General features: G+C 63.3%; 21 protein-coding genes. 7 read left to right on the top strand and 14 right to left on the bottom strand.

Annotated elements, in window-relative coordinates; genetic code table 11:
- Positions 1–31: 31 nt before the first annotated feature.
- Positions 32–679: a ribose 5-phosphate isomerase B gene (gene rpiB, locus JJ896_11420; GenBank protein ID MBO6780252.1), complete on the top strand. Its 648-nt coding sequence runs from the start codon at positions 32–34 to the stop codon at positions 677–679.
- A gap of 21 nt (positions 680–700) precedes the next feature.
- On the opposite strand, the gene JJ896_11415 is transcribed toward rpiB, so the two are convergent.
- Positions 701–1,474, bottom strand: a complete 774-nt coding sequence (locus JJ896_11415; protein ID MBO6780251.1) for a hypothetical protein — start codon at positions 1,472–1,474, stop codon at positions 701–703.
- A 244-nt stretch (positions 1,475–1,718) separates the two neighbouring features.
- Between JJ896_11415 and lpdA the strand changes: the two genes are divergently transcribed.
- On the top strand, positions 1,719–3,131 hold the full coding sequence (gene lpdA, locus JJ896_11410; GenBank protein MBO6780250.1) for a dihydrolipoyl dehydrogenase: 1,413 nt from the start codon (positions 1,719–1,721) through the stop codon (positions 3,129–3,131).
- 246 nt (positions 3,132–3,377) lie between these two features.
- Positions 3,378–4,181, top strand: coding sequence for a hypothetical protein (locus JJ896_11405; protein ID MBO6780249.1), 804 nt, complete (start codon positions 3,378–3,380; stop codon positions 4,179–4,181).
- Between the two features lie 24 nt (positions 4,182–4,205).
- On the opposite strand, the gene JJ896_11400 is transcribed toward JJ896_11405, so the two are convergent.
- From JJ896_11400 to metG, 7 genes are all read right to left on the bottom strand, one after another.
- Entirely contained in the window at positions 4,206–4,937 is a 732-nt protein-coding gene (locus tag JJ896_11400; GenBank protein ID MBO6780248.1) for a hypothetical protein, read from the bottom strand.
- 144 nt (positions 4,938–5,081) lie between these two features.
- Positions 5,082–5,492, bottom strand: coding sequence for a PIN domain-containing protein (locus tag JJ896_11395; protein MBO6780247.1), 411 nt, complete (start codon positions 5,490–5,492; stop codon positions 5,082–5,084).
- Complete coding sequence (locus tag JJ896_11390; protein MBO6780246.1) at positions 5,489–5,806, bottom strand: AbrB/MazE/SpoVT family DNA-binding domain-containing protein; 318 nt, start codon at positions 5,804–5,806, stop codon at positions 5,489–5,491. Before JJ896_11390 ends, JJ896_11395 begins: the two co-directional genes overlap by 4 nt.
- 54 nt (positions 5,807–5,860) lie before the next feature.
- Positions 5,861–6,898, bottom strand: a complete 1,038-nt coding sequence (locus JJ896_11385) for a Fic family protein (GenBank protein MBO6780245.1) — start codon at positions 6,896–6,898, stop codon at positions 5,861–5,863.
- A gap of 99 nt (positions 6,899–6,997) precedes the next feature.
- Positions 6,998–7,309 (bottom strand): hypothetical protein, encoded by a 312-nt coding sequence (locus JJ896_11380; GenBank protein MBO6780244.1) that lies wholly within the window; start codon positions 7,307–7,309, stop codon positions 6,998–7,000.
- Positions 7,310–7,313: 4 nt separating this feature from the next.
- Positions 7,314–8,279, bottom strand: a complete 966-nt coding sequence (locus JJ896_11375) for a sodium-dependent bicarbonate transport family permease (GenBank protein ID MBO6780243.1) — start codon at positions 8,277–8,279, stop codon at positions 7,314–7,316.
- A gap of 1 nt (position 8,280) precedes the next feature.
- Positions 8,281–10,368, bottom strand: a complete 2,088-nt coding sequence (gene metG, locus JJ896_11370) for a methionine--tRNA ligase (protein MBO6780242.1) — start codon at positions 10,366–10,368, stop codon at positions 8,281–8,283.
- 2,343 nt (positions 10,369–12,711) lie between these two features.
- Between metG and proC the strand changes: the two genes are divergently transcribed.
- Positions 12,712–13,527: a pyrroline-5-carboxylate reductase gene (gene proC, locus JJ896_11365; protein MBO6780241.1), complete on the top strand. Its 816-nt coding sequence runs from the start codon at positions 12,712–12,714 to the stop codon at positions 13,525–13,527.
- Positions 13,528–13,529: 2 nt separating this feature from the next.
- Here the strand turns inward: proC and JJ896_11360 are convergent, their stop codons facing one another.
- Both JJ896_11360 and JJ896_11355 read right to left on the bottom strand, forming a co-directional pair.
- Positions 13,530–16,109 carry an ABC transporter permease gene (locus JJ896_11360; protein ID MBO6780240.1) on the bottom strand — a complete coding sequence of 860 codons (2,580 nt, stop codon included), beginning with the start codon at positions 16,107–16,109 and terminating at the stop codon, positions 13,530–13,532.
- Positions 16,106–16,435, bottom strand: a complete 330-nt coding sequence (locus JJ896_11355) for a helix-turn-helix transcriptional regulator (protein ID MBO6780239.1) — start codon at positions 16,433–16,435, stop codon at positions 16,106–16,108. Before JJ896_11355 ends, JJ896_11360 begins: the two co-directional genes overlap by 4 nt.
- Positions 16,436–16,543: 108 nt before the next feature.
- Here JJ896_11355 and hisA point away from each other — a divergent pair, with 108 nt between their 5' ends.
- The 3 genes from hisA (at position 16,544) to JJ896_11340 (ending at position 21,198) form a co-directional block, all read left to right on the top strand.
- Entirely contained in the window at positions 16,544–17,323 is a 780-nt protein-coding gene (gene hisA / locus JJ896_11350) for a 1-(5-phosphoribosyl)-5-[(5-phosphoribosylamino)methylideneamino]imidazole-4-carboxamide isomerase (GenBank protein ID MBO6780238.1), read from the top strand.
- A 143-nt stretch (positions 17,324–17,466) separates the two neighbouring features.
- Positions 17,467–17,877: a hypothetical protein gene (locus JJ896_11345; GenBank protein MBO6780237.1), complete on the top strand. Its 411-nt coding sequence runs from the start codon at positions 17,467–17,469 to the stop codon at positions 17,875–17,877.
- Between the two features lie 363 nt (positions 17,878–18,240).
- Entirely contained in the window at positions 18,241–21,198 is a 2,958-nt protein-coding gene (locus JJ896_11340; protein MBO6780236.1) for a CHAT domain-containing protein, read from the top strand.
- On the opposite strand, the gene JJ896_11335 is transcribed toward JJ896_11340, so the two are convergent.
- The 4 genes from JJ896_11335 to JJ896_11320 are packed head-to-tail and all read right to left on the bottom strand — an operon-like array spanning position 21,195 to position 25,275.
- Positions 21,195–22,559, bottom strand: coding sequence for an aspartate aminotransferase family protein (locus JJ896_11335; protein MBO6780235.1), 1,365 nt, complete (start codon positions 22,557–22,559; stop codon positions 21,195–21,197). The two genes, JJ896_11340 and JJ896_11335, sit on opposite strands and share 4 nt — an antisense overlap.
- 3 nt (positions 22,560–22,562) lie before the next feature.
- On the bottom strand, positions 22,563–23,501 hold the full coding sequence (locus tag JJ896_11330; protein ID MBO6780234.1) for a prolipoprotein diacylglyceryl transferase: 939 nt from the start codon (positions 23,499–23,501) through the stop codon (positions 22,563–22,565).
- 2 nt (positions 23,502–23,503) lie between these two features.
- On the bottom strand, positions 23,504–24,802 hold the full coding sequence (locus JJ896_11325; GenBank protein ID MBO6780233.1) for a histidine--tRNA ligase: 1,299 nt from the start codon (positions 24,800–24,802) through the stop codon (positions 23,504–23,506).
- A complete protein-coding gene (locus JJ896_11320; protein ID MBO6780232.1) occupies positions 24,799–25,275 on the bottom strand; it encodes a PTS sugar transporter subunit IIA in 477 nt (158 codons plus the stop codon). Before JJ896_11320 ends, JJ896_11325 begins: the two co-directional genes overlap by 4 nt.
- Positions 25,276–25,331: the final 56 nt, after the last annotated feature.

The following is a 25,331-nucleotide window of genomic DNA, read 5'->3' as shown; positions in this document are numbered from 1 at the left end:
CTCCCCTCCCGCCGCGCCGTAGCTTCGATCCGTGGCGCGCAGAGTGGTGATATCGGAGCAGAAGGTGCGGGATGCGCACCGCAGCGGGGACGGCTTTGTGGTCGTGCCGGACAATGCGCTCATCACGCCTCTTGCGCGCGATGCGGCCCGCGCCCTGGGCGTGGAATTTCGCAAGGCCTCCGAGCACCCGGACGCCCCACCCCCGCCGCCTTCCGGTCCACGAGCCGTGGCAATCGGCAGCGACCACGGCGGCTTCCAGATGAAGGCCGAACTCGTGACGTTTCTGGAGCAGATGGGCTGGTCCGTGCATGACGTGGGCACGCACAGCGCCGACTCCTGCGACTATCCGGACTTTGCCTACGCCACGGCGCGCATGGTCACGAACGGACGGGCCCGTTTCGGCATCATGATCGACGGGGCCGGCATCGGATCGGCGATGGTGTGCAACAAGGTGTACCGAATCCGCGCGGCCTGTCCCTACAACGAGTTCACGGCCTGGAATGCCAGGGCGCACAATGACGCCAACGTGCTGACCCTTGGTGCGCGCACGCTGGGCATCGAGGTCGTCAAAGCGATTGTGCGCACGTTCCTGGAGACGGACTTCGAAGGCGGCCGCCACGCCAAGCGCGTGGGCAAGATTGGCGATGTGGACGAGGCGTATCGGGGGAAGCAGGGCTGAAGACAGCGGCGCGGCCTCTGCTCAGGGCGCGGGCTGCTTGATGCAGTAATCCCGGAGGCGGAGCCACCAGCCGGGAGTAACCGTGCGGCCGCGCCGCTGGTGGTAGGCTGCCAGATTCACTGGCCCGTAGCCGGGCGCATAGGACACGTAGATGCTGTCTCCGAAGGCGTCCAGGTTCGGGCGGCGGAGGTATCGGTAGACGTAGGTGCGGAAAAGTCCGACGCCTGTGCGGATCTCCTCGTCCGTGTCATGCACGTAGTACATGGTCGTATCGGAGATCTCGAAAGGGTCGTCTGTCCGGATGTCCCGAGAGTAGCTATAGGCTTCAAACTCCTGCCCCTTCTGTGCGGGGTAGGGATACGTCAAGATGGGGCCGCCCCGAACCGTGTCCGTTCGGCCCACGATGCCGACGAGTATCGCTCCGTCAGCACCATTTGACCACATTTCGATTCTTTCCTGAGTCTCTCCCGTGACCCCGCGACGCTCCACCAGAAAGGACTCCAGGGGCCCAAATCGCCCGGGCTCAAACTCCTCCGTGACCTCGAACCGGATGGTGTCCGTCAGCTCGCCCTTCCGGTAGTAGTCGTACTCCCAGAAGTTGCCGACGGTCAAAGGCCAGAGCACACTCGGCTCGGGTTTGTGGGTGCAGACAAGCGGCCGCTCCGGAATCATCGCGGGCCCGGAGTCACAGGCGGCGAGCATCAGGATCCAAACGAGTGCCCCTGTCGTGAGCGCGCGCCATCCCCGACCGGCTGACCGATCCCGGTCCTTCTCGTGGTTACTGGCGTGGAGCATGTCCGGAGATGCAGGTGAAACCACCGAACCCGCTGTGGTGGTGGCAGAAGCCCCACACTAACCCCCTGGCAGGAACCGGCCAATAAGGCGAATCGGCCTTTCTGCAGTGTCCGCGCCGGCGCCACACCAACCCCACCGTTTTCAGCAATCCATTCACGAACACCGGCACGGGCCAGGGGTATTATTTCGGCTGCGGCGGCCCGCCGCTGCGTCCTCTAAAGAACCTGATCTCCGGAGATAGAATATGGCTTCCAACTACGACGTCGTCGTCATTGGTACCGGCCCCGGCGGCTATGAAACCGCCATTCGCGCGAGCCAGCTCGGCTTCAAGACGGCCGTCATCGAGAAGAACAAACTCGGCGGCGTGTGTCTGAACATCGGCTGTATCCCCACCAAGGCGCTGCTGAAGAGCGCCGAGATGATGGAGAACGCCCGCCACCTGGAATCCTACGGACTCTCCGGTGAGGTCAAGGCGGACTTCGGCAAGGTGATTGACCGCAGCCGCGGCGTCGCCGACAAGATGAACAAGGGCGTCACGTTCCTCATGAAGAAGAACAAGATCGACGTCCTCATGGGCCATGCCCGGTTTGCCGGCAAGGGCAAGCTGGAGATCGAGCCCTCCACCGACATGGACGGCAAGAAGGTCGGTGAAAAGACCACCGTGTCCGCCAAGCACATCATCATCGCCACCGGCGCCCGCGCCCGGGAGATTCCGCCGCTCCCCGTGGACGGCAAGAAGATCCTCTCCTACAAGGAGGCGATGCTCCAGAAGGATCAGCCCAAGCGGCTCGTGGTGGTCGGCGCTGGCGCCATCGGTGTCGAGTTCGCCTACTTCTACCACAACATGGGCACCGAAGTCACCATTGTCGAGGTCATGGACCGCCTGGTGCCCATCGAAGACGAGGACGTCTCCAAGGAACTCGGGCGCACCTTCCGCAAAATGGGCATCAATGTGATGACCGATGCGCAGGTGCAAAGCGTCGACACCTCCGGCAAAGTGCTCAAGGTCAAGGTGAAGACCAAGAAGGGAGAAGAGGTCATCGAAACTGACCAGGTCCTGTCCGCCGTGGGCGTGCAGGGCAACGTTGAAGACCTCAACCTGGACAAGGTGGGCATCAAGCCCGAGCGCGGCACCATCAAGGTGGACGGGTATGGCCGTACCGGCGTGGAAGGCATCTACGCCATCGGCGACGTGGCCGGCCCGCCGTGGCTGGCGCACAAGGCCTCGCACGAGGGCATCAACTGCATCGAGGCCATCGCCGGTGAAAGCCACCACGAGTTCACCACCGACAACATCCCCGGCTGCACCTATTGCCAGCCGCAGATCGCGTCCGTGGGCATGACGGAAGCGAAGGCCAAAGAAGCCGGCTACGACATCAAGGTCGGCAAATTCCCGTTCTCGGCATCCGGAAAAGCATCCGCCGCAGGCCACACCGAGGGCTTCGTCAAAGTCATCTACGACGCGAAATACGGCGAGCTTCTCGGCTGCCACATCATCGGCTATGACGCGACCGAGCTGATTGCCGAGGCCGTGACCGCACGCGTGCTGGAGACAACCGCGGCGGAGATCATGGAGGCCGTCCACCCGCACCCGACCCTGTCGGAAGCCGTTATGGAAGCCACCAAGGCCGCCTACGGCAAGGCCATCAACATCTGACGCACCCCGCGTCCTTGGGAAAGCCCCGGCTGCCGTTGGTGGTCGGGGCTTTTTTCGTGCGATGGGCTCCGCGCCCGCCTCAGCGCAGGTAGTACCCCAGCGCTATCGACGCGGCCGCGATCGCCAGCAGCACCACGATCTTGACTACCGTCGGAATGGCAAACTCGTGCTCGTGATCGTGATGGTGTTCATCGGGCATTTCCATGCGCGATAACATAATCTCCGTCCCGGCCATCTTCCCTACCCATGCGACGACTGCTGATCACGAGCCTGCTACTGGTGGGCTGCGGAGGCCAGGCGACCTCCGACACCGACACTGCCGCACCGGATTCCATTACGGCTTCGGTACCTGACGCGGCTTCCCCTGAACCAAGCACCCCTGCCATGCCCGCCGATCCCGGCACGTTTACCATTACGCCGCTTCGACCGGTCGAAGAACTGCGTACTGAAGCGCTTCGAGCCACACCACCTGCCGAGGCCGGCGACTTTCTGGCGCCCGATCTGGTGGAGCTTCGGGAGCTTGAACCCGGCATCAAGTACGACATCCGGTATGCGGGCACGAACAACTTCATGCAGGCCGTCTTCTACCAGTCCGAGCACGCATTCATGCAGCGGCCGGCGGCCGAAGGCGTGGCACGAGCCCATCGCTCACTTGCGGAGCACGGATACGGGCTGCTGATCCATGATGCCTACCGGCCCTGGTACGTGACCAGGATGTTCTGGGACGCTACGCCCGAGGAGCAGAGGACGTTCGTGGCTAATCCGGCGGACGGATCCCGTCACAACCGGGGCTCAGCCGTGGATCTCACCCTGTATGACCTGGAGACGGGTGAGCCTGTAGTGATGCCGTCCGGCTACGACGAGTTTACCGAGCGCGCGTACGCCGACTTCGAAGGCGGGACGGAAGAACAGCGGCGGCTGCGGGACCTTCTCCGGACTGCGATGGAAGCTGAGGGCTTCTCCGTGTACAGTGCGGAGTGGTGGCACTTCGACCACCAGGACTGGCGCCGGTATCCGATCCTGAACAGGACGTTCGAGGAACTGGATTAGGTCCGGCAGCCGCCGCGTTCATGGCTACTGCAGGAAGGTGACCTGGCCGGTGGTCACGTCATGGATGGCACCAACGAGTGCTACCTCACCGGACTCGACCTGCTCGCGGATGATGTCGCTGCGCTCCAGGATGTCTGCCATGGTCATGGTGACGTTCATGTGCACAACCTCGTCGACGAAGGCCTTGTTGGCGGAGCTGCGGTCCCCGTCCATCTCGACGGCGTCCACCGCGGGCGTGATGTTGGCGAGCATCGGCGTGATGTTGCCGACTTCGACGTTGTCACAGGCCCCCTTCACGGCTCCACATTCGGTGTGCCCGAGCACGACAATGGCCTTGGATCCGGCCACGGCGGTAGCGAACTCCATCGATCCGAGAATGTCCTCGTTCTCGAAGTTGCCTGCCACGCGTGCCGAGAAGATGTCGCCGATCCCGGCGTCAAACACAATTTCCGGCGGGACGCGGGAGTCGATGCAGCCGAGCACCACGGCGTAGGGATACTGGCCGGACGCTGTCGTAGCTACCTCCTGGGACAGATCACGCTCATACTGGTCCCCGGTTACAAACCGCTGGTTACCGTCCTTGAGCATCTGTATGGCCATCTCGGGCGTGATTTCGGCCTGGGTCGCGGCGGTCTGGGCCGTGACTTCCGGCTCCATCACCACGGGCTCGTCTGCGGGAGTGGTACAGGCGGCCAGCACGAAAATGGCGGCGAACAAACTGAACTTCTTCATCGGAAGCAATGAGTAGGTGAACATGAGGCTCCTTTACGGAAGCGCTTTCCGTGACGTTCAGCCGCTCATCCGCACCCCGAGCCGCTTGTCGCACGCTGACTCAAAAAATCCCGGTGATACTCCACCCACCCGCTCGTCCCGGTCAGTTTGGGCGATCTGAACCTTCGCTCAGCCGGGAGCCTGCACCGCCTCGAAACCCAGTCGACGGAAGTGTTTGGTATCGAAGGTGAAGGCGGTCGTGATGCCCTGCTCCTGAGCCCATAGAGCGTTGTAGGCGTCGGCGAAGTCCACGTTTTCCCTTGAGGCAAGGTGGCACGCCGCGAGCACGGTGCCCTCATTTTCCAACTCCACTCCGGACGTGGCCGAAAGCCCCTGGAAGAAGTCGGCGACTGCCGTCCAGGAGAGCTTGAACTTGTTGCCCAGCACCCATGCCAACTCTGCCGCAATGACCGTGGACAGAACAAGCTGATACCCACGCTGAAGCGATTCTCCGATCAGCTTCGCCGCCGCCTCTGCCTGCCCGGGATCGTCTCGCGCGACCAACCGAATCCAGACATTCGTGTCGACCAGGATTCTCATCGGCCTTGTCTGGCGATGTGGTCTGCCATCTCCTGCCGGGTCTTTGCCATGATTTCCTCCCAGGACAGCCCTTTCCATTCCTCGGGAAGCTCAAACGCCCCCACCCAATCAAAAATGTCCTTCGTGACCGGCCGCACCCGGATGCCATCCCCATCCACATAGAACGCAAGCGAGTGCCCCTCCTCCAGGCCAAACCGCTCCCGGATGGCCTTCGGAATCGTCAGTTGGCCTCTCCGGCCGATTTTGGCGAGCATATTGACTGGCGATGTAGTTTTTGCCAGTCGTTTTTCGTTTTGCCAGTCAAATGGTTTCATGGGCCCGGGGTTTGGGAGATAGAGCCCATCGTGCGGAGATTTGTAACGCAGACCTCAGCCGCGCTCGTACCACGCCCCTCGGCCGGCCCCATGCAGCCTCAGCAGGCCCTGCTCAACCAGACTCCGGAAGTGACCCTTGAGGGTGTTGCGGCTGGCCCCTGTCGCCCGCACGGCATCGCTCATGGTGACCCGGCCAGTACGCCGCGCCATCGCAATAATGGCGGCGGACAGCTCGGGTAGCGGCGGCCCCGATTGCGCCTCGAGCTTGCGCGCCAGTCGCACCGCCTGCTCATCCAGTGACTGGAGGAAGTAGCGCAACCACGGCATGAAGTCGGGCTCCTCTGACCGCAGGGTGGACTGAGTCCGACGAAGCGCCACGTAGTACTGCTGTTTGCTGCCCTCGATGACGCTTTCCAGAGAGCTGAACGGCACGTAGGCGTAGCCGGCTTTCAGCAGCAGCAAGGTCGTAAGTGCCCGGGAGAGGCGGCCATTTCCGTCCTGGAAAGGGTGGATCGCCAGGAAAACCACGACAAACGTGGCGATGCGCAGGAGCGCATGGTTCTCGGTCCGAGTGCCATTGTACCAGTCGACGAGCTCTGCCATGCGCACGGGCGTCTCCACGGGCGATGCGGTCTCGAACACCACCCCCACCTCCTGCCCGGACGCATCCCGCGTCACGACATGGTTCGGCGACGACTTGTACCGACCATGGTGCCACGCGTCCTTTTCGCTGTGTCTGAGCAGGATGCCGTGAAGCTGCAGGATGTAATTCTCTGACACCGGGAGGTCCTGCCAGGACCCGAAGATGGTGTCCATTACCTCTGCGTAGCCGGCAACCTCCTGCTCATCCCGGGTCTCGAAACTGCCGACTTCCAGGTTGGCCAGAAGCCGCTCCACTTCCGAGTCGCTCAGGCGGGCACCCTCAATGCGGGTGGAGGAGCCTATGCTTTCAATGGTCGCCACGCGCTTGAGGGCATCCAGGCGCTCCAGGGCCATGTCTCCCAGAGCCTTCCAGGCACCCTTGAACTCGTCGATCCGGCCAATCAGGCGCAGGATATCGGCGGAGACGGGTATGGCTGCTGGCGCTTGCACACCCGAATATACACCCATTTACACCCATTTATACCCAATTACACCCATTTACACCCAATCCAGCGGCGGCGGGCGCGCGCCAGCGCCGCAGGCACGCACCTACCCTTTCACGTACTTCTCCCCACGCACCACATGCGCGTCCAGCACGTACACAATCACCGCATAGTGCTCAAAAAACTTCTGCGACACGTGGTCCACAATCTTCTCCGCCACCTCGGCCGACACCAGCGTTTCAATCTTGGTGTCCGGCCCCTCCCACTCGCTGGCGCGCACCCCGCGTGACCCGCGCCCGGTGGCCTGGGTCAACGTGTACCCGGACACCCCGAACTCTTCCAGCTTGCGCAGCAGGCGATCCTCGAGAATGCGCTCAGTCACAATGGTGACGAGCTTGAGTGGCGTGGTGGTCTTCATGGGTTCAGGCTATCAGCCATTCGGCCATCAAGTAATACAGTGGAATGCCCAGGGTCACATTGAACGGAAACGTGATGCCCAGGGATGCGGTGAGGTAAAGCGTGGGATTGGCTTCCGGGAGGGCGATGCGCACCGCAGCAGGCGCCGCGATGTAGGAAGCACTCGACACCATCGCCGCCAGCACGGCCGCCGAAGACACGGACATGCCGATCAGCCCGGCCGTCCAGACCGCCAGGAATCCGTGCACAATCGGCAGGAAAATGCCGAAGGCCACCAGAAACGCGCCGGCCTGCTTCAGGTCCTTCAGGCGCTGCCCGGCTACGATGCCCATCTCCATCAGGAAGAGCACCAGCGCGCCCTGGAAACCGTTGACAAAGAACGGCTCCACCGGCTCAAACCCGGACGGTCCCACGGCGAGTCCAATCAACAGCCCGCCGACAAGCAGAATGATCGACGGCCCGGTGGCCGCCTCATGCATGGCGTCCTGCCACGATCCCGCGCGCTTGTCGCGGGTGTAGGCAATCATCAGCGCCACCATGATGGCGGGCACCTCCAGGATGGCCACCAGCGCCGGCATGTACCCGGCCGCGTCCACGCCCTGGGACGCCACAAACGACACGGACACGATGAATGTCACCGCCGACACCGAGCCGTAGTGCGCCGCGATCGCCGCCGAGTTCGGCCGGTCCATCTTGCCCAGGCGCCGGAGCACGTTGTAGGCAATGATGGGCGTGACAATGCCCAGCCCCAGGGTCAGAAGCGCCGGCGCCAGAAACTCCAGAAAGGGCGTCTTGGCTAGCTCCACGCCGCCCTTCAGTCCGATCGCAAGGAGCAGGTAGATGGAGAGCGCCTGGTAGATCGCACCCGGCAGCCGCAGATCCGACCGAACCAGCGCAGCGATGATGCCCAGCGCAAACGCCAGGATGACCGGAGACAGCAGGTTCGACGCGAGACTCGCGAGCTGTTCCATATCAGCGGATGACGCCCCCTGCTTCTCCTGTGGATTCCAACAGGTGCAAGGTCCCGTCTCGATCCTCTGCCATCAAGACCATGCCCTGACTTTCCAGGCCCATCATCTTGCGCGGTGCCAGGTTGGCCACCACGGAGACGTGCTTGCCGATCAACTCCTCCGGCTTCCAGTGCTGCGCCACGCCGGACAGGATCTGCCGGGTCGCAAAACCCAGATCCACCTCCAGGCGAAGCAGCTTCTTGGACTTTGGCACCGCCTCGGCGGCCGTGATCACACCCGCTCGCAGGTCCAGCTTGAGGAAGTCGTCAAACGTTGCGACCTCCCGGACTTCCTCGTACGGCTCGCCGGCATCCTCGTCCGATGATCCGCCGCCCAGCTTGTCGATCTGCGCCTGAATCACCTCGTCTTCGATCTTGGTGAACAGGATCTCCGGCTGGTTCACCGCCTGCCCGGCCTTCAGCAGAGGGCGCCCGGCATCGGCCCAGCCGATCTCTCCGCGCGCACCCGGCATGCCACTGCGAACGCCTTCCAGATTGAGCATGCCGCGCAGCGCCGCCGCCGTGTGCGGCAGCACCGGATCCAGCAGCACCGCCAACGACGCACACAGCTGCAGCGACACGTGCACCGTGTTCGCACACGCCTGCGGATCCGCCTTGCGCGTCTTCCAGGGCTCGGTGTCGTTGAAGTACTTGTTGCCCAGCCGCGCCAGCGCCATCGACTCGAAGACGCCCTCCCGGAATCGGTAAGCGTCATAGGCATCGCCGATGCGCCGCGGGAATTCCTCAAGCGCCTTCAGCGTGTCGAGGTCCATCTGAGAGGGCTCCGACAACGGCGGCACCACCCCGTCGAAGAACCGCCCCGCAAACGTCAGCGAGCGGTGCACAAAGTTGCCCAGCACATCGGCCAGCTCCGAGTTGACCCGGCTCTGGAAGTCGTTCCAGGAGAAGTCCGCGTCCTTGGTCTCGGGCAGTGTCGTGGCCAGAGCGTATCGCAGGAGATCCGGCGGGAATTCCTCCAGGTACTCGTGCAGCCAGACTGCCCAGTTGCGGGAGGTGGACAGCTTGTCCCCCTCCAGATTCAGGAATTCGTTGGCGGGCACGTTCTCCGGCAGCACGTAGTCGCCGTGCGCCATGAGCATCGCCGGAAACATCAGGCAGTGGAAGACAATGTTGTCCTTGCCGATGAAGTGCAGCAGGCGCGCATCGTCACCCTGCCAGTACGACTTCCAGAGGTCCGCATCGCCCCGCGCCTCCGCCCACTCGCGCGTGGCGGAGATGTAGCCGATGGGCGCATCGAACCAGACATAGATCACCTTGCCTTCGGCAGACACGCCGGCCGCCTCTGCGACGTCCTCCGGCACCGGCACGCCCCAGGGCACGTCCCGCGTGATGGCGCGGGCACGCAGCCCATCGTTCAGCCAGGACTTGACCTGCCCCAACACGTTGGGCTTCCAGTCCGGCTTGGTGGCAATCCACGCCTCCAGCCGCTCCTGAAAGTCCTCCAGCGGCAGGTACCAGTGTGTGGTTTCGCGCAGCTCGGGGCGCGCGTCCGTGATGGTGGAGCGCGGATCAATCAGCTCCATCGGGCTGAGGGCCGTGCCGCACTTCTCGCACTGGTCCCCGTAGGCGTCCGTGTGCCCGCAGTTGGGACACGTACCGATCACAAAGCGATCCGCGAGGAAGATGCCCGCCTCGGGGTCAAACAGCTGCTGCTCGGTGCGCGTCACGAACACGTCCTTGCCAGCCAGCGTGCGGAAGAATTCCCGACTCGTCTCGGCATGCTTCGGACTGGTGGTGCGCCCGTAGTGATCGAAGCTCATCCCGAACCGCTGGAACGCATCCTCGATCACCGGATGATAGCGGTCCACAATCTCCTGCGGCGTGGTGCCCTCCTTGCGCGCCCGCACCATGATGGCCACGCCCATCTCGTCGGAGCCGCAGATGAAGACAATGTCCTCACCGGCAATGCGCTTGTACCGGCAGTAGATGTCGCTGGGCAGGTACGCGCCCGCCAGGTGGCCGATGTGAATCGGTCCGTTGGCATAGGGCAGCGCGGCCGTGACCAGCGTGCGTTTGGGAGTGGAGGCCATGAAGGAGGTTCTTTTCGGGCGATGTGGTCCGAGCCGCCCGCGTCCTCTCAGCAGGACCCGAGCCGGGGCCGCAAGAACGCGATTACCGGCCTATTGATGCATGGTGCTGGGGAGAATCCGACTAGGTGTCCGGCTGTAGCTGACGCTCCGAAGCGCGCGCTCTAGTTCTCTACGGTCAGCGTAAATGTGTTGGAACTACGCAGGGCGATATCAATCGACGGCGAGCAGGAGGGTGAATGTTGGGTGCCTGCTCATGGCAGGAAGACTTCGTCGGGCTGCCAGAACAATCCGCTTCACATCCACACGCCGTGTCGTCCCCCTCATTGCCTTCACGTCCACCTAATGGCGCCCACGAGCAATGGAGATCCAGCGACTCAGATAGGTCCCTGAACACGATCAACCAGCCTCCAGAGCGAAGCCTGGCGACCCGAAGGGGCACGCCCTATCAGTCTCGCGGACCGAAATCAAAAGCCGGCCAAGCTTGTCCCAGGCCCCCCGCGACTCCCCGTATCGCCCTTAGCGCTTCAGATGCCTTTCTCCGGTCAGCCAAAAAATCCGCGCGGGCGCTCTCCAGGTTGGTGAGGTTGTATCGACCGTCGCAGAAGGAGTTAATATGCGCGTCGGTAACCGATATGGCTCTGAAAAGTGGGCATGGCTGAGGTAGCCGAGCGAAGAACGTGCTGGGAACATTCAGCAGGTCAATGTCACCAGACATCAACCCACTGAATTGAGACAGCTGATTCCTAGTTGCGGGATCGCCAGTGGCGAATCCATGGAGGCCACCGCCAAAGCCGTCTCGAATGACAGAGCCCAGGCCTGAGGCTGAACGCGTTACGCTGCTGAGCCTCTCATTGACTGGTGTCGCCGCAGCGACGAGCAGTGACTCCGCACCCGACATTGTCTCGGCCAACATTTGAACCTCTTGAGGTATGCCTGCCTCGTCTCCTTCCGCGCCCCAGTTCCAAGACCAGCAATGCCTCGGCTCCACAATGATTCGATTCTCCAGCGCTATCTCCGCGGATGCCAAGGCCTTCAAGGCCGCCCAGATTTTCGCTCCCGTCCCGAGCGCCTCCACTCCAGCATTCGCGTCCGCTTCAGCCTTTACCGCGGCTCTCAAGGTGTAAGGCGACTTGACCATGGTGTTCCACTTTAAGCAAACGGTGGTTACCGATTCTGCTGTGGGGGCCGGCTCCCTTGACGCGTCCATGCGAGCCCAAACCAAATCGAGTTTGCATTCTACCCGCGCAAACGCGTCCGTCGCGGACTCACACGCGTCGTAGGGATCGAGGGTGGCTAGACCGGTGCTGGTGACCGGATCAAATGTGCGTTGATCTGGCGACTGAGAAAGCCCAAGGGAGGGCGTCAGAAAAAGAAGGAGAAGTCCGATTGGGTAGGTTCTGAGCATCGTAAACCTCGTCAAGTGAGACCACACGGTACGAACCCGGTCTCCAGGACAGGAAATCGAGTCTCGGTTGCAGTCTATGGTCCGCAGTGGCCCCACACACTGATCTCTGCCGGATACAACAAGGCCCAGGGGAAGCGAACAACCCCGGGCCAAGTCAGATGAGTGGCGGCATAGGCCTGGATCTGAGCCTATTGGGCAACCTTCTTGGGAGCCGTTTTGGCGAACGCTTTCTGGCCTTTCGGGAAGGAGCGGGCGGCGGCACCCGACTGGCGAGCGGTGTGCGCGCGACCGTCTTTGCCGACGTTGATTATCGTGGGTTTCGGGGCCGGTTTGGCCTCAGGACTGATCATGGGATCCAGGAATCGAGGAGAGGTTGTCGAAAGAAGCGACCGGAAGGCCCGGAACAGCGCCAGTTTGCCGATTGATATGACCTCGGGGCCTGTCGTCCCCAAGCAGCCTCTGCAACACAGCCGAGTAGAAACGGAGCTTCCCGGTCGCGCCCGCTACGGACAGCCGGCTGGCTCGTCTCTCTCCAGGGAGCTTCTCCCATCAACCCAACGAGTTCACCTTTCGGGGGTAGACCAGGTATCGCGCGCGTGGTCCGGCTCTTCGGTAAACGTGGCGTGAATGGAGTCACGTTTCGCCGACGGCAGGGATCAGGAGCTAGTCGGCGCTGAATGTCGGCTGAGACGAACCAAGAGGTGCCCCTCGCAACCACCAAGCGACTCGTCGAGATTGAGCAGTAATATGGAGCCGAGGCTGAGGTCAGCGCCGTTGGTGGGGTCGTACTTGGACCAATTCTGTCGGCGGCTGGCGGCAGGGGAAGCTTTAAGGGCTAGCAGGGTCTGCCGCCGGCTGGGGCCTTCCCGCCCTTCCCTCCAAATTGACGCATCCTCGCGCCGCCTGGGGAGTTTCGCGCCTCCAAACTCCCCGCTGCCATGCTGCACGACCACACCATAGCCATCATCGGCGCCGGCAACATCGGCCGGGCGCTGATTGGCGGCATGCTCAAAGGACACGATCTGCCCCCCAGCCGCATCCGCGCGGCGCGTCGCAACCCGGCCGCGCTGGAAGCCCTCGAGGCGCAGTTCCCCGGCATCGTCACCACCACGGACAACCGTGAGGCCGTGCGCGGCGCGTCCATCGTAGTGCTGGCCGTCAAGCCCCAGGGCGCGGCTACCGTGCTTGCCGAAATCAAGGACGACCTCTCCCCCGGCACCCTGCTTGTGTCCGTACTGGCCGGGCTGTCCACGGACGCCATCGAACAGGCGCTCGGCCGCGACTTCCCGGTCATCCGCACCATGCCCAACACGCCGATGATCGTGGATGAGGGCGCCACCGCGCTGGCCGCAGGCTCCCATGCGGGCGATGAGCACTTTGCCGCCGCCACCGCACTCTTCGAAAGCGTCGGCCGCGTGGAAACCGTGCCGGAGTATTTGATGGACGCCGTGACGGGCCTGTCTGGCAGCGGCCCGGCCTACGTCTATATGTTTATTGAGGCGCTGACAGACGGCGGCGTGAAGCAGGGCATCCCGCGCCCACAGGCCTTCCGCCTTGCGGCCCAGACCGTGTTCGGCGCAGCCAAGCTGGTGCTTGACTCGGGCAAGCACCCCGCCATCCTGCGGGATGAGGTGACCACGCCAGGCGGCACGGCCATCGCCGCTGTCGCCGACCTGGAGAGCCACGGCCTGCGCACCATGCTGATCAATGCCGTGGCGACGGCCACCGCACGCAGCAAGGAACTGGGTTCCTAGCCCTACTCGCTCCGCAGCACCTCCACCGGGTTCGTAAGCGCGGCCCTCAGCGTCTGCGACACCACAATCACCAGCGCCGCCACAATCACGGGCGATACGCTCAGCAGCAGCCCCCACGGCGTGTGCACGACATGTTGGGCGTACTGCTCCAGTAGCCGATTCGTGATGATCCACGCCACCGGCATGGCCAGCACCAGCGCGATGCCCACCAGCATCAGGTACTCCCGCGACAGGAGGCCAACAAGCTGACCCATGGTGGCACCCACCACCTTGCGGATGCCCACCTCGCGCACGCGAACCTCAGCGGCGTAGCCGACCATGCCCAGCAGGCCAAGACCGGCGATCATCACTATCAGCACTACGAACGTGCCGAGAATGCGGCCGGTGGCACGCATGTCGCGGTAGGACTCCTGGATCTGTGCATCAAAGAACGCGGCCTCCAGCGTCGTGCCCGGAGCGAGTCGTTCCCATGCGCCCCCAAGGCGCTCCATGGCCCCGCGCACCGATCCGGCGGCCATGCGCACGGAGGCGGTGGTGTACAGCGCGGGTCTACTCACGAGTGCGACGGGCTGGTACCCGCGTTCTACACCGTCTGCGTAGAAGTTGGTGACCACGCCGACCAGTGTCGCCGGCGCCTGCACCAGCGCCTCGTCAAACGTCAGGATGGTGCCCACGGCCTGTTCCGGCGGGCCGAGATCCAGAGCGGCCACGCCCGCCTCATTGAGAAGAAGCTCCGCCTGAGCACCCTCACGCAATTCGCGGCCGGCCAGGAGCTGCACCCGGTACTGATCCAAGAAGTGCGCATCGACCGAATAGCGGGGAAGCAGCATGGGATCGGTCATGCGATCCGTCTGGATGTCCGTGGTAGTGCGCGTGCCGCTGGACGGCGGCGCCGACATCAGGGAGACCTGCTCCACCCCCGGCACGGCCAGGAGCTCCGCGCGCACCAGATCCGGGTCCAGGCCCTGCAGGTCCACGTTGACCAGCGTGGCCTCATCGAACCCCAACTCCGACCCGGAAATGAAGTCAATCTGCCGGTGCAGGAGCACGGTAACGGAAATGGCCACCATTGACACCACAAACTGCACGACCACCAGGGCCTTGCGCACGCCGAACCGGCCGCGGCGCGGCGCAGACAGGCGACCCTTGACGGACAGCGCCGGCGCCACGCGTGACATGCGCCAGGCCGGAACCAGCCCGGCCAGCACGCCGAGCACAACGGCCAAGAGCACAAACTGCAGCACCAGCCCCGAGCTGATGCTCTCCACGCGCATCACCGCATCCGCGCTCACCGCCGACAGATTGTTGAACTGCGGCAGGAGCCACGTCAGCGCCGCCCCCGCAATGGCCAGGGCCAGGAGCGCGGTCAGCACGGCCTCGGCCACGAGCTGCTGCATAAGCTGCCCGCGGCGCGCCCCCACCACCTTACGGATGCCCAGCTCCCGGGTGCGCCTCAAGGACCGCGCAATGGTCAGGTTCACATAGTTGAAGACCGCCGTCAGGACCAACACCAGCGCCAGCGCCGACAGGATGATGGCAAACCCGCGCGGCATCACCTCGGCGATCTGATTCGACAGGTCCCGGCCCAGGTTGATCGAGCCCAGAGACTGCATGGCAAAGGTGGGCGACTCCCCATCGCCCGTGTAGTGCGACAGGCTCAGCGTATTGGCCATGGCGGCAATGGCCGCGGGGTCGGCGCCCGGCTTCAGGCGCAGGTAGTTGTAGTAGGCCGTATTGCGGTTCCAGTCCTCGAGCGCCATCTCGCTGCCCCGCGCGGCGCGGGCGTGCAGCGTTTCAAAGGAGACCAGCACATCCGCGCGCAGGTGGGTCTTGCCGGGCGGCGGGGCCATGACGCCGCCCACCACCACCGGAAACATGCCTTCCCACTCCAGGGTGCGGCCGATGGGGTCCTGCCCCGGGAAGAGGCTCTCGGCGACATCGCGCGAGATCACTACCTCAAACGGATCGTCCAGCGCCTGGGACGGGATGGAGCCCTCCAGCGGAAAGCCGAACAGGTCGAAGAAACCCGGAGGAGCGTAGAGGCCTGCGAAGTCCACCCGGAAACCGTCCTCGCGCTGCAGGTGGCCCCACGTGCGGCGGAGCTGGACCAGGGCCTCAACGTCATCGCTCGCCGCCACGAGTTCCGGACCCAGCGGCCCTGAAGACGTGGCCATGCTGAAGGTGCCGAAGGACTCCGTCACCCGGGACGTGACGCGGTAGACCTGATCGCCATCGGGGTGGAACGTGTCGAAGCCGCGCTGATCGTGCAGCAGGCTCAGGATGACCAGGCACACGGCCAGACTCATGGCCAGCCCCAGCACGTTGATGAGGCTGAAGCTCCAGGCGCGGCGCATCTGGCGCAGGGCCACGGTCACATAGTTTTTGAGCATTTCTCGTTCCCAGATGAGGTTGAGCCATAGGACGCGCGGCACGGCAAGCAGGAGTTGGCCGGTTAGCCAGAGAGAGGCCAGGAGCAGCCCGCGGGCGCGCCGCTCCTCGTGGTAGCAGGCCGCCAGGTCCCCGATCAGCGTGCTGTGGGCGGGACCCAGGAGGGCGTCCAGGATGCGGAGGAGCGCCTTCACCGCACCGAGGGGCTGAGCGGCGACGGCACGCCGGCCCAGGCCTCTTCCGTGACGGAGCGCACGTGGGCGAGCGCGGCCACGCCTTTCTCCGTCAGGCGGTAGTAGCGCGTGCGCCGCCCGCCCCGCTCGGGAGTCGGGTCGGCCTCGCGGGAGGCCAGGAAACCCTTGCGGGCCAGTCGCTCCAGGGGCACATAGACCGCGCCCACCGAGAGTTTGCGGTCCAGGAGTTGTCGCATGCGGTCCCTGACGGCCAGCCCGTAGGCGTCTTCCTGGAGATGCCAAACAGAGAGCAGAAGCAGTTCCTCAGTGCGGGAAAGCAGGGACATGAGGGAGCCGGGTCGTTTCTGAAGCGATTTGTTCTATCGAATAGAACATCAGAATGTTACGGGTTCGTTCACGAAACCCGCTACCCCGCCCCGCTTTAGAGGCTGGCCATGTTTCTGATCATTCCGGCCATTGACCTGCGGGGCGGCAAATGCGTGCGCCTGCACCAGGGGGAGTACTCCAAGGAGACCGTCTACTTTGACGACCCCGTCAAGATGGCCAAGCTATGGCGCGTGCAGAACTGCAAGGTGCTGCACGTGGTGGACCTGGACGCGGCGCTCGGGCAGGGCGCGCACAACCGGGACGTGATCAAGCGCATCGCCCAGTGCCTGGACATTCCGGTACAGGTAGGCGGTGGCATCCGGACCATGGACGACATTGACGCCGCGCTGGCGGCCGGGGTGTATCGCGTGATCCTGGGTACGGCCGCCGTGCGCAATCCGGACCTGGTGTCACAGGCCGTGGAGAAGCACGGCTCCGGCAAGATCGTGGTGGGCATCGACGCCCGGGGCGGCGAGGTCAAGGTGCAGGGCTGGACGGAAGGCTCCGGACTGGATGCCATTGAGATGGCCAAGGACATGGAAGCCCGCGGGTGCCGGCGCATTGTCTACACGGACATCTCGCGCGATGGGACCATGGAAGGCCCGAACGTGGAGGCCTACCGTAGACTGGCGGCGGAGCTGAAGCGGTGCCGGATCACCGCATCAGGCGGCGTGGGCAGTTTCCATGACCTGTTGGCCCTGCAGGAGCTCAAGGGCGATGGGGTGGATTCCGTGATTGTAGGCCGCGCGCTGTATGAAGACACCTTCCCGTGTCAGAAGACGTGGTGCTGGAATTACAAGGAAGAAGTGGACCTGGACTGCTATAGCACCGCGCAGGAGCGGGCGTAGGCAAGTTTTTTCTGCGGTTTTGAGTGCGTTTGAGGCGATTGGGGTCTCGGACGCATTTTTTTTGGTTTTGCGTGTCGTGCGGTGCGCCGGGTTTCCGTTTCCCCAAGTGAAGCCCCTGAGCAACCAAAGACTTCCCCGATACCATGACACGCCAGCTCCTCACCCTCGCCCTGATCGCCGCCTTCGCAATCCCGATGACCGGATGCAGCCCCGAAGCACTTGTTGGTGCGGAAGAGGATGTGGTTTGGGTGTCTGACGGGACGAACCAGGGTTCCGACGGCACGAACCAGGGCTCTGATGGCACGAACCAGGGCTCTGACGGCACGAACCAGGGCTCCGACGGCACGAACCAAGGCTCCGACGGCACGAACCAGGGCTCCGATGGCACGAACCAGGGCTCCGATGGCACGAACCAGGGCTCCGATGGAACGAACCAGGGCTCCGATGGAACGAACCAGGGCTCCGATGGAACGAACCAGGGCTCCGACGGGACGAACCAAGGCTCCGACGGAACGAACCAAGGCTCCGACGGAACGAACCAAGTCGGCCGCTGAGATTTCCGGATTCCTCAATAGGGGGTGTCCCAGCTCGGGGCACCCCTTTCTTATTGAATCATGTTCCGCAGCAGAACTGTTGCTTAAGGGAGGGTTTGATACGCATCGTATGTCCGACGAATTTCGTTTCGGATTTACGCGTTGTGCGGTTGGGCGGATTTCAGTGTGCCAAGTCGCGTCTGAGTTCAAATGATTTCTCCTGCCTTGGGTAGAGCCAACCGCCTGAAAGCAGAACATGAGAGCCCGGCGACTCGGTCGCAGTGCCCAGCAGCGAAGTGCTCCCTCGGAAGGGGCGCTTTTTTTTGTGGTGTCCTGTTACAAATTAGTAGGCTCTAGCCTCTACCAGAAAAAACGGGCCACAAGATGCGTTCTCCCTGCATTGTTGTGTTGGTCAGTCTGTTTGGCTGCCAGGAGATCGATCGACCAACGGAATCAGCCGACATACGCGACCTGGCTACCCGAGCCGAGGCCGCCATTGTTGCGAACGACCTCGAATCGGGCGAGGCCCTTGTGGATTCCGCGCTCTCCGCGGGAAGCCTGTTGCCCGATGTTGTTGCGGAGCTCAATCTTTCTCTCGCCGAGCTGGCGATTCGCAAGGGGGCCTACAGTACGGCAGTCCATCAGCTAGAGCTGATGCAGACGCAGCCCTTTTGGGAGTCAACCAGCGATTCTGTTCTGATTAGGCACCTAACGCTGCTCGGCAGATCAAACTTGAGGCTCGGTAAGTTTCCTGAGGCCCGATCAAGGCTTGATCTGGCCAGGGACCTAGCCGAAAGCGCCTATGGAATCGATCACCCAGACGTCGGACATCTTCTCCACTACCGAGCGCTGGCTGATCACGAGTCGGGCGACCTGTTGGGCGCGCAGACTGGCTATGAAGCCGCTCTAGAGGTCCGAACCAGGGTGCACGGGCGGTACTCGCGCGAGGTCGCGGCAACGATCAACAATATCGCGAATGTTCAATGGCGCCTCGGCCACTACTCAGAAGCGCTGGCGCTACACCAAGCGGCGTACGGCATTAAGCGTCAGATTCTCGAGCCGTCTGATTCAGACCTCGCCGTAAGCCTGGGCAATCTTGGGAACCTGCATGCGATTGTGGGAGACACGCTTCGTGCAGAATTTTCGTACCGACAGGCCCTGGAGATCTACTCTCGGGGCACCACGAACCGTCTGTTTGTTGCAAAGACCCAAGACAATCTTGGGGACCTGTTGGTGCGCCTAGGGCGGTTCGATGAAGCGCGGGGGCTGCTTGACGAGTCTCGGCAAACGTTTGCCGAGGTTGTCGGCACTAACCACCCGTCATTCGGAATTGCTCAGATTCACCAAGGCACGGTTGCTCTTCACGAGGGCAATTCCACTGAGGGACTGAGCTTAATCAAGTCTGGCATCGATAAGCTGGCTGCGGCAGACAGGCCGGACGTTGGTCTGGAGCTGATCCAGTTGTCTAACGCGATCTACTCCACGGGGCGGATCGCTGAGGCCGACTCGGTGCTAGCTGTGGCTAGAGATTGGCTGAATCGAGCTTTTTCAAGTCGCAATCCTCTCCTGATACAGGCTTCCAATGAAATCGCCAGCCGTCACCTCGATAGAGGCCAGCCCGATAAAGCACTGCCCCACATAGGTGCTGCACTTGCAAGTAACCTAGGACCGGACTGGCATCCCGCTACGGCACCGAGCGCTGTAAGTCTTCCCCAGTTGCTCCGCTCGGCCTCGCTTTGGATAAGGCATCGAGAACTGGCTCTCTCGTCCCTGTCCGAGTCTCCGGAGTGGAGCTTCGACCGAGTCGCCCAGCTGCTCTGGCACATTCGTCAAGACAATGCGCGGGCCGCTGAGTTGTATCGCAACACCCTGGCACTGGCCTTGTCACGATCACTGGCCGCCTACTACGAGTCCCCCGACTTCGCACTCTTTGACCGTGCATACAGGTTCTCTGAATTGTTGCTCGCGGACGACCGGCAGAGCCTGTACAGCGCCGCTCGATATTCCCCTCTCGTCGCTGAACAGTCTATGCTTTCTCGAGAACGCGCTCTAGTGCGACATCTTGAGAACGCCGAAAAGGAACATCTCATCTGGCAGCTGAGGAATCCCGGGAGGGGGCCGCATGCTATGTCTCCAGCCGCCGAAGTTTTTCAGTATCGAGACAGCCTCAAAGCGTTGAGAGCGGCGCTCCGGGCGCCGGCTGCGACGATGCTGGGGGCTGCCAGCTTTAACGAAGGTATCGATAGCGCCGCTCGTACCCATCGCCGCTTGGAAGGTGAAGACCTCGTCGTCTATCAGGTAGTAGACAGCCAGCTACACGCACTCGTTTTCCCTTTCTCGGGAGACCGTCACATTGTTCCGCTAGGGAATTGGTCTTCCATTGCCGATGAGGCCGACTCGTTCGGTCCGACCCTAGAGCTGGGGGACTTGCTCGCCGGCCAAAGAATGGCGTCCCAGCTGTATGACAGACTGGTTCGACCTCTGCTGCCCAGCCTCGGAGCACCCAGGCTGACTATCGCAGGATATGCTAGGCTTCTGAACGTCCCGTTCGAGGCCCTGAGAGATTCGGCAAGTGCCGCGTCCGAGTTCTTGATCGCCTCGAAAACAATCCGGTACAAGTACTCCGTCTCGGAGAGGCCGAACCGAGCCGCAGAGTTCAGGTCTGAGCACTCACTTTTTGCCGCCGCTCCGAGTTTCTCCGAAGGAGTCTTGGTCAGTCCGCATCTTCTCGGTTACCCGCCCGACAATGACCCTATCCATTTCGGGCCGCTTCCGGCAGCGCTAGAGGAGATAGTAGCCATAGATAGGCTCTTCGATGCCAACCGAATGCTTTTTGACGCCAGCAGCACCATCCTCTCGGATAGGGCGGCCTCTGAGCAGGCAATAAAGTCCGCTCGCCTTTTTGACTATCAGTACCTACACCTCGCGACGCACGGCTATGCGAACCCCCAACAGCCCAGCCTCTCAGGCCTGCTATTCAACGAGGGAAACGGCGAAGATGGCGTCCTTCACATCGGTGAAGTTCTGGGCCTCGAATTGAACGCCGAATTGGTAGTTCTTAGTGCCTGCCGCACGGGGGTCAACTCTACGGATGCGGGGGATGGACTAGTTGGGCTCGGACGGGCCTTCATGTTTGCTGGAGCGAAGTCCGTTGTTGCGTCTCTCTGGAATGCCTCCGACGCCTACACCGCCGCCGCCATGGGACACTTCTACGAAAACATGCTCTCTGGGCAGCCAAAAGCAGATGCTCTTCGGAACGCGAAGTTGAAGCTGATGGAGGACCCCAACGTAGCGGCACGCCCGGGTCTTTGGGCGGCCTTCATTCTTGTTGGAGAGGGTTAGACTTCCGCCAGATACTTCAGGCCATGTAAGCGTTCATCGAATGCACCCTCCATCTCAGGCTTCATCAACACCGCCCGCAACACCACCGTCTCCACCTTATCCCGCTTCACCGGCCTTCCGCTCACCCGCACCCGGCGCGTAGGCACCCGCAGCGTACTCAAGAACAGCGGGTCCTCCCCCGCCATCGTCCGCTCAAACACTTCCTGACTCGCCTCTGAAATCGCGGACGCCGCCGCGACCCCATCGCTCGGGAAGAACGTCACAATGTCCAGCTCCGGCTTCACCACCGGGTCGAACCGGCTGCTCTTCTGCAGCTCATCATACCAGCCCAGCGCCGCCCGCCGGCACGCCGCCAGCACATCGCCCAGACCATCCCGGGTCAGCGGTAACAGTTTCAGCGTCATCCAGAACGCCCCGGCAGCGGCCCCCGGTCGCGAGCACTCCAGCGAAATCTCTCCCAAGTGCAGCTGGTCACTGGTGAAGTAGGTGTACGGACTGTCGTGCTTGTAGAACTTGCCCACCTTGGGGTCGGCAAAGAGGATCGCGCCGCAGCCGTAGGGCTGCAGGCCGTGTTTGTGGGGGTCCACCACCACGGAGTCTGCGCCGGAGATGGCCTTGTAGTGGCGCCGCGTATCGGGCTCCAGGAGCTCTGAGTCCGCCAAGAGGCAGTAGAATCCGCCATAGGCCGCGTCCACGTGCACTCGCACGCCGAACTCGCTGCAGGCCGCCACAATGTCCTCAATCGGATCCACCAGACCCTGCCCGGTGGTGCCGGCCGTGGCCACGACAGTACCCACGTTGCCGTCCTGCAGCGCTCGCCTCAGCGCCAACACGTCCATGCGCCCGACAGCATCCGTCGGCACCTTGCGCGTCTTCACCCCCAGCACGTGGCACATCCGGGCATGCGTGTAGTGCGCGTCCTGGCTGAAGGCCACGGTCTTGTCGGGATGCAGCTCCCGGGCTACGAACAGGGCCTCCAGGTTGGCGATGGTCCCGCTGCTGGTCAGGTGCCCCAGCGTGGGCTGCTTGAACCCGAACATGGCCGCCAGCTGGTCCATAACCTCGAACTCCATCCTGGAGGTGGCCGGGCCGCCGTCCAGCGCGTGCGCGTTGGGGTTGATCATCATGGCCGCCACGTAGCCGGCTATCGCAGCCGGGTGCGGGGGCTTCAGCATCTGCGCGGCGTAGCGCGGATGGAAGAAGGGGTAGTTGTCGTGCAGGCGCTGTGTGTACTCCTTCAGCACGCCCAGCAATTCATCAGCATCCACCTGCGTGGACGGGTGCCGATCATACGCGCCGAAGCCGCGCTCCCACTTTCTGATTTCCCGGACGGCCTGTCCGATCAGTACGTCTAGCTCCACCCGTCAGGCCTCCGCCGTGCTCAGGGTTCGCGTCTCGGGCTCCTCGCGGCGCTGCCACGTGCGATACATCAGCACGCCCCCCAGCAAGATCATCGTCACCGAAATGACTTCGGCCTGGGTCACGGTCAGACCGAGCAGCTCAAACTCGTTGTTGACGCGGATCTTTTCGATCAGGAAGCGCTCAATGCCGGCAAACACCAGGTACAGCCCAAACAGCCAGCCCGCCTTGAACGGGTGGTCCCGGAGCGAGAACAGCACCAGGAACAGGATGGCCGCCATGGTGAACTCGTAGATCGGCGTCGGATACACCGGCGCGGCCGAGAGGTCAATGCCCAGGTGGTTGTTCGGATAGTCCTCCGCCCACAGCCACATGGGCAGCCAGTCCGGTTTGGCGGCGACGTTGGCGGCAATGCCCCAGTCCCCATCGCCCGAGAGATGGCATCCAATGCGGCCCACCCCGTAGGCCAGCATCACGCCCGGGGCCACGGCGTCCGCGAACAGCGCGGCGTTCTGCCCCTGCTTGCGCAGGTACCAGACCACGAGCACCGTGGCGGCGATCAGGCCGCCGTAGAACGTGAATCCCCCGGAGGAGAAGATCATGCGGCCGGGCGCGCGGAAGAACAGGTCCAGGTTCTCCAGGATGTGGAAGAGCTTGGCGCCGGCAAAGCCGCCCACCACCACGATCACGGTGATGGTGCCCATCAGGTAGCTGGGGCTCACCTCCACCATGCGGCCCTTGCGGCCTTTCTTCTTGTCGGCCTTGTCGGCGGGGACCTTGATGCCTTTGGCGCGGCCCTTTTCGTAGAGCCGGTCCAGTTCGCGCTGGCCCAGCCAGCCGGCCAGCATCACGGCGGCGGCCACCATGAACCCGAAGGAGTAGATCGGGATGGGGAATTCGAACCCGAACCAGTCCTGGAAGATGTCGCTCAGTCGGGGGTACATGCTTACTGGAGGTTGCGGCCCACGGCCTCGGTCAGATCGTCGAGAGCCACCTCATCCTGCGAGCCCTCCGCCATGTTGCGCACAACGATGACGCCGCGCTCCAGTTCGTCATCTCCGAGAATGGTGACCAGGCGCGCGCCGCGGCGGTTGGCGTCCTTCATCTGGGCCTTCATGGAGCGGCCCAGCAGGTCGGACACTGCAGAGAATCCGGCCCTGCGCAGACGCACGGTAGCGCCGGTGGTCCATTGCTGGGCCTTCTCGCCGAGGCCGATCAGGTAGACGTCCGGGTTGGGTGCTTCCACGGCCTCGGCGCCAGCTGCGGCCATGGCCATGAACAGGCGCTCCATGCCTGCGGCAAATCCCACGGCCGGCACGGGCTGCTTGCTGCCCACTTCCTGCGCCAGGTAGTCATACCGGCCGCCGCCCGCTAGAGCAGACTGGGCACCGAGCGATGGGCTCTCGAGCTCGAATGCGGTGTGCGTGTAGTAGTCCAGGCCGCGCACCAGGAGCGGGTCTTCCACGAAGGCGATGCCCAGGTCGGTGAGGGTTTCGAGCACCGTCTGGTAGTGCGCGCGCGCATCGTCCGAAATGAACTCGGTCAGGAGCGGCGCACCGGCTACGATTTCGCGCTCCTTGGGGCTCTTGGTGTCCAGGATGCGCAGCGGGTTGGTTTCCAGGCGGCCGCGCGACGTCTCCGACAGGTCGTCGTTGTACGGCGTCAGGTAGGCGATGAGCGCTTCCTTGTGGCGCGGGCGCGAGTCCTTGTCCCCGAGCGTGTTCACGCGGAGCGTGCGGTCCGTGACGCCGAGCGCATCGTACACGGAGAGCATCATCAGGATGGCTTCCACGTCCGCCCTCGGGCCTTCGGCGCCGATGATCTCCCCGCCGAACTGGTGGAACTGGCGGTAGCGGCCCTTCTGCGGGCGCTCGGCGCGGAAGCAAGGGCCGATGTAGTAGAGCCGCTGCGCGCCGCCTTTCTGGCCCAGGTGGTGCTGGAGGTACGCGCGCATGACGGGCGCGGTAACCTCGGGACGCATGACGTAGTGCGTGTCGCCACGCTCGAAAGCGAACATCTCCTTGGAGACGATGTCCGTCAGGGCGCCGATGCCGCGGGCGATGAGCTCGGTGGGCTCCAGGATCGGGGTTCGAATCTCGTGCGCACCGAACCGGCCGAGCTCCTCCCGGATCACCTGCTCCACGTGCTGCCACGCGGCGCTTCCGGCGACGGCCGAGCCGTCATTCTCGTAGGCGTCCGGCAGTATGTCGAACGTGCCGGTGATGGAGCGAAATCCCTTGCTCATGGGGCGTCGTTGAGTAGCGTCGCCTCGGCCTTTGCGATGACGGCATAGACCGCCTTGGCAGTTCGGGCGGCCAGAACCGCTTCGCGGACGTCGTCCCGGCTCATGAGGCGCGATATCCGGCTCAGTGTACGGATGTGCACAGCTTGAGCTTCCGGCGGGCCGACAAGCAGGAAGACAATGCGCACCGGCTGGCCGTCGAAGGCGTCGAAATCCACTGGTTCGCGGGTGATGGCCAGCGCGGCGATCGAGTTCCTCATGCTGGCGGTCTTGCCGTGCGGCAGGCCCAGGCCCTTGCCCACGCCGGTGGACATGGTGCTCTCGCGGTCCAGGACCACGCTACGCACGTCTTCGATGTCGGTGACCCGCCCATCGCCCGCAATCAGATCCACCACCCGCGAGATCACGTCCTCCTTGCTGCCGGCCTGCAGGCCGACGCGGATGGTCTTGGGCGATAGGAGGTTGGTGATGTGCACGAAGCGAACGGGTAGGCGCGGAACGTAGCCGCAGGGGCCTCCGGCTGCAATGCCGG

This window comes from Rhodothermales bacterium (genome assembly GCA_017643395.1).
In the GTDB taxonomy this organism is placed as follows: domain Bacteria; phylum Bacteroidota; class Rhodothermia; order Rhodothermales; family UBA10348; genus JABDJZ01.
This window is presented reverse-complemented; position numbering and strand designations above follow the sequence as displayed.